General features: G+C 62.0%; 18 protein-coding genes. 3 read left to right on the forward strand and 15 right to left on the reverse strand.

Annotated elements, in window-relative coordinates; all coding sequences use genetic code 11:
• Positions 1-68: 68 nt before the first annotated feature.
• The 3 genes from J7548_RS18825 to J7548_RS18835 form a co-directional block, all read right to left on the reverse strand.
• Positions 69-632 (reverse strand): chemotaxis protein CheW, encoded by a 564-nt coding sequence (locus J7548_RS18825; RefSeq protein ID WP_290977618.1) that lies wholly within the window; start codon positions 630-632, stop codon positions 69-71.
• Positions 629-994 (reverse strand): response regulator, encoded by a 366-nt coding sequence (locus J7548_RS18830; RefSeq protein ID WP_290977620.1) that lies wholly within the window; start codon positions 992-994, stop codon positions 629-631. Before J7548_RS18830 ends, J7548_RS18825 begins: the two co-directional genes overlap by 4 nt.
• 413 nt (positions 995-1,407) lie before the next feature.
• Positions 1,408-1,560: a rubredoxin gene (locus J7548_RS18835; RefSeq protein ID WP_141913301.1), complete on the reverse strand. Its 153-nt coding sequence runs from the start codon at positions 1,558-1,560 to the stop codon at positions 1,408-1,410.
• A 120-nt stretch (positions 1,561-1,680) separates the two neighbouring features.
• Between J7548_RS18835 and J7548_RS18840 the strand changes: the two genes are divergently transcribed.
• On the forward strand, positions 1,681-2,511 hold the full coding sequence (locus tag J7548_RS18840) for a hydroxymethylpyrimidine/phosphomethylpyrimidine kinase (protein WP_290977622.1): 831 nt from the start codon (positions 1,681-1,683) through the stop codon (positions 2,509-2,511).
• A 41-nt stretch (positions 2,512-2,552) separates the two neighbouring features.
• Complete coding sequence (gene hemL, locus J7548_RS18845) at positions 2,553-3,839, forward strand: glutamate-1-semialdehyde 2,1-aminomutase (RefSeq protein ID WP_290977624.1); 1,287 nt, start codon at positions 2,553-2,555, stop codon at positions 3,837-3,839.
• A gap of 100 nt (positions 3,840-3,939) precedes the next feature.
• On the opposite strand, the gene erpA is transcribed toward hemL, so the two are convergent.
• The 7 genes from erpA to J7548_RS18880 all read right to left on the reverse strand — a co-directional run bounded on the left by erpA (position 3,940) and on the right by J7548_RS18880 (position 8,204).
• Entirely contained in the window at positions 3,940-4,305 is a 366-nt protein-coding gene (erpA, locus tag J7548_RS18850) for an iron-sulfur cluster insertion protein ErpA (protein ID WP_290977626.1), read from the reverse strand.
• A 58-nt stretch (positions 4,306-4,363) separates the two neighbouring features.
• Positions 4,364-4,759 (reverse strand): polymer-forming cytoskeletal protein, encoded by a 396-nt coding sequence (locus J7548_RS18855; RefSeq protein ID WP_290977628.1) that lies wholly within the window; start codon positions 4,757-4,759, stop codon positions 4,364-4,366.
• A gap of 9 nt (positions 4,760-4,768) precedes the next feature.
• Positions 4,769-5,473, reverse strand: coding sequence for a DUF6776 family protein (locus tag J7548_RS18860; protein ID WP_290977630.1), 705 nt, complete (start codon positions 5,471-5,473; stop codon positions 4,769-4,771).
• Positions 5,474-5,496: 23 nt separating this feature from the next.
• A complete protein-coding gene (gene argC, locus J7548_RS18865) occupies positions 5,497-6,534 on the reverse strand; it encodes an N-acetyl-gamma-glutamyl-phosphate reductase (protein WP_290977632.1) in 1,038 nt (345 codons plus the stop codon).
• A gap of 266 nt (positions 6,535-6,800) precedes the next feature.
• Positions 6,801-7,193 carry a 30S ribosomal protein S9 gene (rpsI, locus tag J7548_RS18870; protein ID WP_050469370.1) on the reverse strand — a complete coding sequence of 131 codons (393 nt, stop codon included), beginning with the start codon at positions 7,191-7,193 and terminating at the stop codon, positions 6,801-6,803.
• 9 nt (positions 7,194-7,202) lie between these two features.
• Positions 7,203-7,631 (reverse strand): 50S ribosomal protein L13, encoded by a 429-nt coding sequence (gene rplM / locus J7548_RS18875; protein ID WP_050469369.1) that lies wholly within the window; start codon positions 7,629-7,631, stop codon positions 7,203-7,205.
• Between the two features lie 141 nt (positions 7,632-7,772).
• Complete coding sequence (locus J7548_RS18880) at positions 7,773-8,204, reverse strand: hypothetical protein (protein WP_290977637.1); 432 nt, start codon at positions 8,202-8,204, stop codon at positions 7,773-7,775.
• A gap of 43 nt (positions 8,205-8,247) precedes the next feature.
• Between J7548_RS18880 and J7548_RS18885 the strand changes: the two genes are divergently transcribed.
• Positions 8,248-8,706, forward strand: a complete 459-nt coding sequence (locus tag J7548_RS18885) for an OsmC family protein (RefSeq protein WP_290977639.1) — start codon at positions 8,248-8,250, stop codon at positions 8,704-8,706.
• A 70-nt stretch (positions 8,707-8,776) separates the two neighbouring features.
• On the opposite strand, the gene coq7 is transcribed toward J7548_RS18885, so the two are convergent.
• The 5 genes from coq7 to J7548_RS18910 form a co-directional block, all read right to left on the reverse strand.
• Entirely contained in the window at positions 8,777-9,403 is a 627-nt protein-coding gene (gene coq7 / locus J7548_RS18890; protein WP_290977641.1) for a 2-polyprenyl-3-methyl-6-methoxy-1,4-benzoquinone monooxygenase, read from the reverse strand.
• A 40-nt stretch (positions 9,404-9,443) separates the two neighbouring features.
• A complete protein-coding gene (pyrC, locus tag J7548_RS18895; protein ID WP_290977643.1) occupies positions 9,444-10,478 on the reverse strand; it encodes a dihydroorotase in 1,035 nt (344 codons plus the stop codon).
• A 210-nt stretch (positions 10,479-10,688) separates the two neighbouring features.
• On the reverse strand, positions 10,689-11,417 hold the full coding sequence (locus J7548_RS18900) for an amino acid ABC transporter ATP-binding protein (protein WP_290977645.1): 729 nt from the start codon (positions 11,415-11,417) through the stop codon (positions 10,689-10,691).
• Between the two features lie 66 nt (positions 11,418-11,483).
• Complete coding sequence (locus tag J7548_RS18905; protein ID WP_290977647.1) at positions 11,484-12,179, reverse strand: amino acid ABC transporter permease; 696 nt, start codon at positions 12,177-12,179, stop codon at positions 11,484-11,486.
• 3 nt (positions 12,180-12,182) lie between these two features.
• The gene (locus tag J7548_RS18910; protein WP_290977649.1) at positions 12,183-12,932 is read right to left on the reverse strand and encodes an amino acid ABC transporter permease; all 750 of its coding nucleotides are present in this window, start codon (positions 12,930-12,932) and stop codon (positions 12,183-12,185) included.
• Positions 12,933-13,048 lie beyond the last annotated feature (116 nt).

Here is a 13,048-nt window from a genome sequence, read left to right on the forward strand (position 1 = left end):
TTTAGTTCAGGTCGGCGTACCCCCAAGGCCGCAGCGATTCGCCGCCAGGCCCCGCTCCGTATTACCTATTACCGGCCGATATGCAAGAAGGCGGCCTCTTTCAGCAGCGTTGCCAAACCGATTTCATGCCACTCGGTTCCGGCGGTATCTTTATACCGCCCAACAACCCCAATTAATTCGTTTTTGTCATCGTAATTTTTCGATATTTGCGTCATTTCCGAGATATGCCGCAACCCCAGCACGGATGACAGCAGCAAGCCGCAGTTGGGCGCCAAGGCGGGTGAAAACGCCAGCACCCGGCTATCGCGCCCATGTGCCTGGGCCGGGAATCCGCTCAACACGGCAAGATCGGCAATCCCGACCAGATTGCCTCGCAGATTGACCAGGCCAAGGTACCAGGGCTGCGTCAGGGGCACCTTCATCGGCGCAGGCAAGCTGGACAGCGGCAGGATTTCGCCGGCTTCGGTCAGGCGGATCAGGCAATGGAACGGGCCGATGGTCGCCGCCAGCCGGCGCGCCAGCAATTCCTCGCTGCTGGCCGCCTCCATGCGCGCCAGCAGCGAGGCCTGGAAGGCTTGCAGCCCACCTTTCTTCCTGCCGGTTCCGGCAGTATCGTCCCGCTCCGCGCTCATTCGATGGCGCCGATCTTGGCCAGCAACTCGTCCGGGTCGACCGGCTTGACGATGTAGTCGCAAGCGCCCTGGCATAACGCCCAGATGCGGTCGGTTTCCTCGCCCTTGACGCTGCACATCATGACCGGCAAATCCTTCAGGTTGGGGTCGCGCGCGATCTGGCGCGTGACCTGGTAGCCGTTCTGCCCCGGCATGACGACGTCCAGCAGCACCAGTTGCGGCTTGTCCGCACGGATCATTTGCAGGGCATCCTCGCCGCTCTCGGCGATGGCGACTGAAAAACCGTTCTGTTCGAGAATGTTGGTCAGCACGTAGCGGTCGGTCGGGGAGTCATCGACCACGAGCACCTTTTTTATTCTCATGCCTCCCCTCCCCCATTGATACGAATACGATTGGATACGGTTGCGTCTGAAATGGCAAACCCGCACACCCGGGCCAGGCGCCATCGATATGCATTCCCGCAACCGGGCCGGACGGGGACGCCATGTATCTCTTTCGCAAATCGCTGGAGCGCATCGGGCAACTTTAGCAAATGCCCGGCCCATCTAGCACGGAAACAGCAGCAACTTCACTGCTTTATTGAAAACACTGGAATGCTGGCGCCGGAGAACCGGGTTTCCACATCGACAAGTTTCGCGGGTGAAACGAAGATGGCAGGCAGGATGCACCCGGCTTGATCTGGATCAAGCGCGCCAAAAGAAGAAAACGGGGGGAGGAATGCGGCAGCGCGCTGATGGGTACCGGCCGCCGCATGAAGGATGGGGAAGGAAGGCGGTCAGATCTCGACCATTTCGAAATCTTCCTTGCGCGCGCCGCACTCGGGACAGGTCCAGTTGATGGGCACATCTTCCCAGCGGGTACCGGGAGCGATCCCTTCTTCCGGCAGGCCTGCTTCCTCGTCGTAGATCCAACCACAGATCAGGCACATCCAGGTTTTGAATTCGGTTTGGTTATTGCTCACGGCTGACTATCCCTCAAATCAATTCAAGTAAAATGCTTGAAACCCGTATGGAACGAGTTCTAAACACGCTATCTTAATCTACTCGACGTGCAAAACCAAACCTCCCCCCTCATCCTGACCTTCGGCGCCGCCGATCCGGTAGGCGCCACGGGCATCCAGGCAGATCTCGCCACTTTCGCGGCGATGGGCTGCCATGGCTTGTCGGTCGTGACATCGCTGCTGATCGGGGACACCGCCCGCGTGGAAGATACGCAAGTCATCGACGTCGACTGGGTGGCCGACCAGGCGCGCGTCATCCTCGAAGACATGCCGGTGTCGGCTTTCAAGGTCGGCGCCGTAGGCAGCATCGAAAACATTTCGGCGATCGCCGAGATCGTCTCCGATTACCCCGAAGTGCCGCTGATCCTCGATCCCTTCACCTCGTCGCTGGCCAACCAGGAAGAAGAGGAAGACCGCCTGATCGCCATCCGCGAACTGCTGGTGCCGCAGACCACGCTGATGCTGGCCTCGGCCACCGAACTGGCGCGGCTGGCCGAAACCTGGCGCGAACCGGTGACGGGCGACACGCTCATGCTCGACGCCATGCGCATCATCGAAATGGGTTGCGAATACCTGTTCGTCACCAACACCCAGGCCGAGCTGCAGGAAATCGCCAACTCGCTGTTCGACGAATCCGGCCTGGTGCGCCAGGATGCCTGGCAACGCCTGCCGGGCTCCTTCAGCGGCGCCGGCTCGACCCTCTCGGCCGCGATCGCGGCCATGCTGGCCAACGGCCTGGAAGTGCCCGAGGCGGTCACCGAAGCCCAGGAATTCACGCTGGCCTCGCTGGCCAACGCCCAGCGCCTCGGCATGGGCAAGCTGGTGCCGGACCGCTACTTCTGGGCGCGCGAAGCCGAAGATCCCAGCAACCTCAACTGATGCGTCTGCGCATCCGACCTGTATTTGAACCGGTAACAAACATGTCCAAGACCAGCAATGAATCCCTGTTCGCCCGCGCCCAGAAAAGCACGCCGGGCGGCGTCAACTCCCCGGTGCGCGCGTTCCGTTCGGTAGGCGGCACGCCGCGCTTCATCGAGCGCGCCGACGGTCCCTACTTCTGGGATGCCGAAGGCCGCCGCTACATCGACTACATCGGCTCCTGGGGCCCGGCCATCGTCGGCCACGCCCATCCGGACGTGGTCCAGGCGGTGACGGCAGCGGCCGCGCGCGGCCTTTCCTTCGGCGCGCCGACCGAGGCCGAGATCGAGATGGCCGAAGAGATCATCAAGCTGGTGCCGTCGATCGAGCAGGTCCGCCTGGTCTCCAGCGGCACCGAAGCCACCATGAGCGCGCTGCGCCTGGCGCGCGGCGCCACCAAGCGCGACAAGATCGTGAAGTTCGAAGGCTGCTATCACGGCCACGGCGACTCGCTGCTGGTCAAGGCCGGCAGCGGCCTGCTGACCTTCGGCAACCCGACTTCGGCCGGCGTGCCGGAAGATTTCGCCAAGCACACCCTAGTGCTGGACTACAACAACACCGCGCAACTGGAAGAAGCCTTCAAGGCCTCCGGCAACGAGATCGCCTGCGTGATCGTGGAGCCGGTGGCCGGCAATATGAACCTGGTGCGCGCCAGCGACGAATTCCTGCAGGCGATGCGCCGCCTGTGCACCGAATACGGCGCGATCCTGATTTTCGACGAAGTGATGTCGGGCTTCCGCGTGGCGCTGGGCGGCGCGCAAGAACTCAACGGCATCCGGCCCGACCTGACCGCGCTGGGCAAGGTGATCGGCGGCGGCCTGCCGGTGGCGGCCTTCGGCGGCCGCGCCGACATCATGAAGCACCTGGCACCGCTGGGCGGCGTGTACCAGGCCGGCACGCTCTCGGGCAACCCGGTGACGGTGGCGGCAGGCATGGCCACGCTGAAGATCATCCAGCAGCCGGGCTTCTACCAGAAGCTGGGCGCGCAGACCAAGAAGCTGGCCGACGGCCTGGCGTCGGCGGCCAAGGCGGCCGGCGTCACCTTCGCGGCCGACGCCGTGGGCGGCATGTTCGGCCTGTACTTCGCCGCCTCGGCGCCGGACAGCTATGCCGAAGTGATGAAGGGCGACAAGGAGCGCTTCAACCGCTTCTTCCACAAGATGCTGGACGCCGGCGTCTACTTCGCGCCGTCGGCATTCGAAGCCGGGTTCGTCTCCGCGCAGCATGACGATGCGGTGATCGATGCCACTATCGCGGCGGCTTCCAAGGCGTTTGCGGAATTGGGTTGAATCTCGAAGGCCGTCGGCATCTCCCTGCGGCCTTTTCTTTTCGACAACAAAAAAGGACGCCGAAGCGTCCTTTTTTGCTGGGTAAAGCTCTTTCCGCGGATCAGACCGAGAACGACGAGCCGCAACCGCAAGTGGTCGTGGCATTCGGGTTCTTGATCACGAACTGCGCGCCTTCCAGGTCGTCCTTGTAGTCGATCTCGGCGCCGACCAGGTACTGGTAGCTCATCGAGTCGATCAACAGTTGCACGCCGTTCTTGGACATGGTGGTGTCGTCTTCGTTGACGATTTCATCGAAGGTGAAACCGTACTGGAAGCCGGAGCAGCCGCCGCCCTGCACGAATACGCGCAGTTTCAGGTCGGGGTTGCCCTCTTCCTCGATCAGTTGGGCCACCTTGGCGGCTGCGCTGTCGCTGAAGTTGATCGGGGTCGGCATTTCGGTTTGTTGCAGTTCGGCTACGGCATTCATTTCGGGCTCCTGCTAGGGCTTGGGCGGACAATGACTCATTATAAGCGCTGGCGGATTTTCATGCTTCGGACGACACGGCCAGCTTCAATACCGGCGTTTCTTCCACCTGGTCATGGCTGAGCTTGCCGGAAACCAGCGCGCCGCCATGCATTTCCAGCGCCTTGTAATAGACATTCCCAGTTATGCGGGCTTTGGGCTGCAATTCAAGCAATTCGGTCGAATAGACGTCGCCGGTGATCTCGCCATTGACGATCAGGTGCGCCGCGCGCACCTCGCCGACCACCTTGGCATGCTCGGAAATCACCAGCACGCTGGATTGGCCGCTTTCGCCGCTGATGTTGCCATTGATATGGCCGTCGATGCGCAGGCCGCCCTTGAAGCCGATCTCGCCCTTGATGTTAGCCGACATGCCGATCAGGCTGTCGATCGTACTTTTGGTCTTGCGTCCGAACATGAAATCACCTCACAGGTCTACCGACTGCTGGGCGCGCACCTGGCCGCGGTCGAGAACACGAACAGCGACCGCCTTGATGGTCGCTCCCTCCGGCACATTCAACACGCCTTCCACCCGCTGGTAATACTTGAATGCGAGCCTGTAACGCGCGAGATCAGCCGAGTTGGATTCCGGGAAATTGATAATAGCACTCTTACCCGACTGCCAAACCGTGATACTAAGCTGTAAATTCCCGGCAAATTGCTGGGTACCGCCGCCGCCCTGCATGACCAGAACGCGATAGCGCACCTGGTTGGCCCCGGCCAGCTCGGCCTTGAACCGCTGGATGGTAATGCCCGGCGCGCCGAGGTTGGTCGGCAGCAGGCTGTCGAAAAAGGCCAAGTCTTCCTTCTGGCGGTTGTTTTCCGCCTCCAGGTTCTTGACCTGGGCCGCCAGTTGCGCCTGCGCCGCCTGGGCGATCTTCAGTTCATTCTGCGAAGCGTTCGACGCCGTTTGCAGGCGCTCGTTTTCTTCCGACAGCTTTTTGACCTGGCCGGCAAGCTCCGACAACTGCTCGCCGGCATCGCCCTGCAAGGTGGGCAGGTTGTTGCGCCCCAGCTCATAGGTCCAGACGGCCAGCGCCACGCCGCCGCCCAGCACGGCCGCCCACAACAGGGCCTGCAGCGGCCACGGCAGATGGCGTTTGATCGTCATCTTCGGCGCAGAGATCGTCATGCGCCGTTGCCATAACCTGTACTTCACGGCAGCACGGGGACCTGCAGCAGGCCGGTGGTTTCCGGCAGGCCGAACATCAGGTTCATGCACTGCACCGCCTGGCCGGACGCGCCCTTGACCAGGTTGTCCTGCACCACCAGCACCACGACGGTGTCGCCGTCGCCGGGGCGATGCACAGCCAGGCGCAGCATGTTGGAGGCGCGCGTGGTGCGGGTTTCCGGGTGCGAGCCGAACGGCATCACATCGACAAAAGGCTCGTCCTTGTAAGCGTCCTCGAACAGGGCCTGCAGCGCGGCGTTGTCGATATCCTTGGTCAGGCGGCCGTACAGCGTGGAATGCATGCCGCGGATCATCGGCACCAGGTGCGGGGTGAACAGCAGGCCGATCTTGTCCTTGGTCAGCGTGGACAGGCGCTCCACGGTCTCCGGCGTATGGCGGTGGCCGGATACGCCGTAGGCCTTGAAGTTGTCCGAGGCTTCCGAAAACAGCAGCGACAGCTCGGCCTTGCGGCCCGCGCCGGACACGCCGGACTTGCAGTCGGCGATCAGGTGCGAGGCATCGATCACGCCGGCCTTGAGCAGCGGCGCGAAGCCCAGCTGCATGGTGGTCGGATAGCAGCCCGGATTGCCCACCACGCGCGCGCGGCGGATCTGTTCGCGGTTCAGCTCGGGCAGGCCGTAGGCGGCCTCCTTCAACAGGTCGGTGCAGCTATGCGGCAGCTTGTACCATTTCTCGAAGGCGGCGACGTCCTGCAGGCGGAAATCGGCGGCAAGGTCGATCACCTTCACGCCCGCGGCCACCAGCTCAGGCGCCTGGGCCATCGCCACGCCGTGCGGGGTGGCGAAGAACACCACGTCGCAGTCGGTCAGGCGCGCCTTGTCGGGCGAGGAAAACGCCACGTCGACGCGGCCGCGCAGCGACGGATACATCTCCGCCACCGGCATGCCGTCTTCCTTGCGCGAGGTCACGGCCTGCACGCTGGCTTCCGGGTGGGTCGCGAAAATACGCAGCAATTCGACACCGGTGTAACCGGTCCCGCCGACGATACCTACCTTGATCATGTCTTGTCCTTGCGATAAAAGGAGAACGGAAAGCTTCGCAAAAGCGAAGTTTCTCAAACTTTTTCATTCTAGCAGGAGAATATTTCCCTCTCATTTCTGTTCGGGAAGTTATTTCACCGGCAAGCCTTGAAAAATCCCGTCATGCGGGAATGGCCGCCCTGCCCCGGAAATGCCGACACAGCCGGCAAGCCAGGCACTGCAATAGCGCAAAAAAGCAAAAAGCCGCCAGCAACAATGCCGGCGGCTTTCTGTGATGCGGGAAACGATTAACGCTTCGAGAATTGCTTTGCGCGACGTGCCTTGCGCAGACCAACCTTCTTACGTTCGACTTCACGCGCGTCACGGGTGACGTAGCCTGCGTTCGACAGGGCCGGCTTCAGGCCGGCGTCGTAGTCGATCAGGGCGCGGGTGATGCCGTGGCGCACCGCGCCGGCCTGGCCGGACTCGCCGCCGCCGTGCACGTTCACCATGATGTCGAAACGCTCGACGTTGCCGGTCAGTTCCAGCGGCTGGCGGATCACCATCAGGCCGGTTTCGCGGGAGAAGTATTCAGCAGCGGGCTTGCCGTTGACGACGATGTTGCCCGAACCTGCCTTGATGAAAACACGAGCCACAGCACTCTTGCGACGGCCGGTTCCGTAATTGTAGTTACCGATCATGTCTGTTCCTTAGAGCGCGAGGGGTTTCGGTTGCTGGGCGGAGTGCGGATGGTTGCCATCTGCATACACCTTCAGCTTCTTGATCATGGCGTAGCCCAGCGGGCCCTTGGGCAGCATGCCCTTGACGGCCTTCTCCAGCGCGCGGCCGGGGAAACGCTGTTGCATCTTCAGGAAATTGGTTTCGTAGATGCCGCCCGGATAGCCGCTGTGACGGAAATACGTCTTTTCAGTAGCCTTGGTGCCGGTGACGCGCAGCTTGCCAGCGTTGATCACGACGATGAAATCGCCGGTGTCGACGTGGGGGGTAAATTCCGGTTTGTGCTTGCCGCGCAGTCGGAGTGCCACTTCGCTGGCAACACGTCCGAGGACCAAGTCCGTCGCGTCAATCACGAACCACTCGCGCTGAACCTCATGGGCTTTAGCGGAAAAGGTCTTCATGTTTGACTTCCTAAATGAAAAATAACGCTCAAAGTGGCGGTTCCGTTCGTCCGTGCCGGCCATACTAGATTGCTCTAGTCGGGCCTTCACGCCTGGCGGACTCATCCTTTTATCTTCCCGAGCGCATGGGAAAGCCGGCAATTATAGCCTTTTCAAGGACTTAGCGTCAAAAGGTTTGATGAATTTTGTGGCATACAGCCGCGCCGAAGGCGGATTTTCGATGGCAAATCGGCAATTTTCATCCGCTTTTGCCGGAATGGCGGGAACGAGCGGACAAAAAAAACCCGGAAACAGGAGTTCCGGGCTTAATCCACCGTTGAGGAGGGTGGAGGAGACATCGTTACGTGCTGCAAATACATCCGTTGAAACCAATATAGCAAAGCATTTTGTGCATTGCAATATACGAAGCGATATTTTTTCACCCTTACCGGAAAAGCCCGGCATTGCAGGTTTTTCCTTGTTCAAACATGCCATTAAAACAATGACGGACAGATAATTTTTTGCATTGCAAAATCCGTGCTTCCCGGCTGCCGCAGCCTTGCCGCGTCCAATAACAGCGGCCCGGGCCGCCAAAAGCTACAATACGCAACTCTTTCAACCAATTTGGACGACACAGATGGAATGCACAGTGCGCTGGACCGGCTTGTCCGGCATGACCTTTACGGCGGAAACAGGCTCGGGGCATCTGGTGACGATGGACGGCGCGCCCGAGGGCGGCGGCCGCAACCTGGCGCCGCGCCCGATGGAAGTGGTGCTGGCCGGCACCGGCGGCTGCACCGCTTATGATGTGGTGGTGATCCTGCGCAAGAGCGGCCAGGATGTGCGCGGCTGCGACGTCACGCTCAAGTCCGAGCGCGCCGAGACCGATCCGAAAGTCTTTACCAAGATCCACTTCCACTTCACCGTGCGCGGCCGCAACCTCAAGCCGAACGTGGTCGAACGCGCCATCAAGCTGTCCCATGAAAAATACTGCTCGGCCTCGATCATGCTGGAAAAGACCGCCGAACTGACCCACTCCTTCGAGATCGTCGACGACCTGAGCGAAGCGGCGCCGGCGCTGGGCCAGCAGCAGTAAGCAAAAACGCCGCAAAGAAAAACGCCGCACGGCTTGCACCGGTGCGGCGTTTTTTACATCGGGGGGCGGCTCAGACGTAGTAAGCCACGCCCGTCATCACCTTCGACATCGCCTTCATCGCTCCCTTGATGGGCGCCGGCATCTCGGCCGCGCCGAGGTCCTTGGCCGCCTGGCCGTGCTCGACCTCGTCGATGCGCATCTGCTCGACGATGGCGCGCGACTTGTTGTCCTGCGCGGGCAGCTTTTCCAGATGGCTCAGCAGGTGCAGCTCGACCTGGCGCTCGGTCTCGGCCACAAAGCCGAGGTTGCGCGCATCGCCCACGCGGGCGGCGATGGTGCCCAGCACGTAGGAGCCGGCATACCAGAGCGGATTCAGCAGGCTGGTGCGCGAACCCAGCTCGCGCAGACGCTCGGCGGTCCAGGCCAGATGGTCTTCCTCTTCGATGCCGGCATGCTCGAAGGCCTGCCTGATCTCGCGCTTCTGGGCGAACCGCCCTTGCGCGTCGTACAAGGCCTGGGCGCATACCTCGCCGACATTGTTGACCCGCATCAGCCCGGCCGCGTGCCGCTTCTCGGCCTCGTCCATCACGCCGTCGGCCAGGCCGCGAGCGGGATTGGGACGGCTTTCGGAGACCACGCCGCTGATCACGCGCAGCGCCTTGTCGAAGTCGGTAATCAGTTGGTCGACGAATTGCATGCGTCCCCCTTTCTCCTTTTCATCCCTTTGCAGCGACGGCTCAGGCCATCTTCCAGTTGATCTGCTCGCCAGCCGACAGCGGCACCACGGTGGCGTCGCCCATCGGCAGCTCGGCCGGGATGGTCCAGCTTTCGCGCTTCAGGGTGACGGTACCGGTATTGCGCGGCAAGCCGTAGAAGGCCGGGCCGTTGAAGCTGGCGAAGGCTTCGAACTTGTCCAGCGCGCCGGCCTGGTCGAAGGCTTGCGCGTACAGTTCCAGCGCATGCAGCGCGGTGTAGCAGCCGGCGCAGCCGCAGGCGTGCTCCTTCAGCCCCTTGGCGTGCGGCGCCGAGTCGGTGCCGAGGAAGAACTTGTCGTTGCCGGAAGTGGCGGCCGCCACCAGCGCCTGACGATGGGTCTCGCGCTTCAGGACCGGCAGGCAGTAGTAATGCGGACGGATACCGCCCTTGAAGATCTCGTTGCGGTTGAACAGCAGGTGGTGGGCGGTGATGGTGGCCGCGGTCGGGCCTTCGCCGGCCAGCACGTATTCGGCGGCTTCCTTGGTGGTGATGTGTTCGAACACCACCTTCAATTCGGGCATGGCTTGGCGCAAAGGCTTCATGATGCGGTCGATGAACACCGCCTCGCGGTCGAACAGGTCGATCGCCGGGTCGGTCACCTCGCCGTGGACCAGGAACGGCATGTCCAGCTCCTGCATCACTTCCAGCGTCTTGTAGCACTTGGAGAGATCGGTCACGCCGGCGTCGGAATTGGTTGTGGCGCCGGCCGGATACAGCTTGACCGCCTTGACGAAGCCGCTGTCCCGGGCGCGGCGGATTTCGTCGGGCGGGGTATTGTCGGTCAGGTACAGCACCATCAGCGGCTCGAACTGCATGCCCGCCGGCAGCGCAGCCAGGATGCGGTCGCGGTAGGCCGCGGCCTGTTCGGTGGTGGTGACCGGCGGCTTCAGGTTGGGCATGACGATGGCGCGCGCGAACTGGCGCGCGGTATGCGGCAGCACATCATTGAGGGTCGCGCCGTCGCGCAGGTGCAGGTGCCAGTCGTCCGGGCGGGTGATGGTCAGTTGGTTGCTCATTGCGGTGTTCTTTCTGGTCTGGAATCGGCGGATGGCAGGCATCTCGACGGACGCGCCCGGCCGGGCGGCATCATCAAGGGCGTTATTCTACCGTAGCCGTCAAGCCCCGCCGCTCCCCGGCCCCAGCCCGGGGCCGGATAAAAGAAAAGGCCGCATCGTCGCCGATGCGGCCCTTCCGGACTCCGGGATGCGCCCGCAGGCGCTGCGGGATCAGTGGGTGATGATCTTGGCCAGGAAGTCGCGCGCGCGTTCCGAGCGCGGCTGCGCGAAGAACTCGTCCTTGGCGCAATCTTCGACGACCGCGCCCTTGTCCATGAACACCACGCGGTTGGCGACCTTGCGGGCGAAGCCCATTTCGTGGGTCACGACCATCATGGTCATGCCTTCCTGGGCCAGGCCGACCATGACGTCCAGCACTTCATTGATCATTTCCGGGTCCAGCGCCGAGGTCGGTTCGTCGAACAGCATCGCGATCGGATCCATCGACAGCGCGCGGGCGATCGCCACACGCTGCTGCTGGCCGCCGGAGAGCTGGCCGGGGAACTTGTCCTTGTGCGCCAGCAGGCCCACGCGGTCGAGGTACTTCAGCCCCTTCTCGGTCGCCTCGTCCTTGCTGCGGCCCAGCACCTTGACCTGGCCGATGGTCAGGTTGTCGCGGATGGACAGGTGCGGGAACAGTTCGAAGTTCTGGAACACCATGCCGATGCGCGCGCGCAGCTTGGACAGGTTGGTCTTGGGGTCGCCCACCGAGACGCCGTCGACGGTGATGACGCCCTTCTGGAACGGCTCCAGGCCGTTGACGGTCTTGATCAGCGTCGACTTGCCGGAACCGGACGGGCCGCACACCACCACCACGTCGCCCTTTTTCACCGAGGTCGAGCAGTCGGTCAGGACCTGGAAGCTGCCATACCACTTGCTGACGTTGTTGAGTTCAATCATTTGTTTCTCCTGAATTCCTAAATTCGTTGGGCCGCCCGCCGCATCGGCGAACGGCCGTCATTGGGCTTAGCGGATGATGGCGATCTTCTTCTGGAAGCGCTTGACCAGTTGCGACAGGCCGAAGCTCAGCACGAAGTACACCACCGCCACGAACAGGTACATTTCCACCAGGCGGCCGTCGCGCTGCGCGATCTTGGAAGCGCTGGTGACGAAGTCCGGCACCGAGCCCAGCACGTAGACCAGCGACACGTCCTGGAACAGGATGATGGTCTGGGTCAGCAGGATCGGCGCCATGTTGCGGAACGCCTGCGGCAGCACCACGTTGCCCATCATCTGCCAGTAGTTCATGCCGATCGCGTAACCGGCGAAAATCTGGCCGCGCGGGATCGACTGGATGCCCGAACGCATGATTTCGCAGTAGTAGGCCGACTCGAACAGGATGAAGGTGATCAGCGCCGATTCGAAAGCGCCGACCTGGATCGGCTCGGAAGCGCCGATGATCCACGCCCCGATGAACGGCACCAGGAAGTAGAACCAGAAGATCACCAGCACCAGCGGGATCGAGCGGATCAGGTTGACGTAGGTGGTAGCGATGAATGACAGCGGCTTGTTGGAGGACAAGCGCATCATGGCCAGCAGCGTACCGATGATGATGCCGCCCAGCATGGACGAGAAGGTCAGGATGACGGTGAACTTCAGGCCCGTGGTGAACAGGTAGTACCAGGAACGCTCGATGACGTTGAAGTCGAAATTGCTGAACATGGATCAATGCCCTCCCGAACTGGCGCTACCGCTGGAGATGTAGCCAGGGACAGCAGTCACTTTTTCCAGCAGGCGCGCCAGCAGCAGCGCAATGACGGAAATGACGATGTAGATGATGGTGGCGCCGGTCAGCGCCTCGAAGGTCTGGAAGGTGAACTCGCGCATCGAGTAGGTGGCTGCGGTCAGCTCGATCAGGCCGATGGTCAGCGCCACCGAGCTGTTCTTGATGATCGCGGCGAACTCGTTGGTCAGCGCCGGGATGATGATGCGGAACGCCATCGGCAACAGCACGTAGCGATAGGTCTGCACCGGCGTCAGGCCGAGCGCGTGGCCGGCCATGCGCTGGCCGCGCGGCAGCGCCTGGATGCCGGTAGTAACCTGCACCGCGACACGGGCCGAAGTGAAGAAGCCCAGCGCCAGGGTGGCGGTGATGAAGGACGCGTTCGGCAAGCTCTTGAGCCAGTCTCCGACCGCATGGGGCAGCACTTCCGGCATCACGAAATACCAGAGGAACATCTGCACCAGCAGGGGGATGTTGCGGAAAAGTTCCACGTAGCCGTTGGCAAGGCGCACGGCCCATGGTTTTGTTGTTGTGCGGATGGTGCCGGCGATGGTGCCGAGGATCAGCGCCATGATCCAGGCGGATACCGCTGTCGCGATGGTCCATTTCAGGCCCGCCATCAGGGTATCGATATAGGGGATGCCGTCGGGAGACATCTCCCAGAAGATTCCCCAGTTCCAGTTGTAATGCATATGTGGCCTCGTCTTTTGTTTCGAGTCTGTCTGTCAGGCGCGATCACCAGGCAAATGTCGCGCCCTGGCTATTCCGGTCAGTCACCGGCCGCTGTGGATAAAGGCGATTGCACGCG

Source organism: Herbaspirillum sp., assembly GCF_017744395.1.
GTDB lineage: Bacteria > Pseudomonadota > Gammaproteobacteria > Burkholderiales > Burkholderiaceae_D > Herbaspirillum.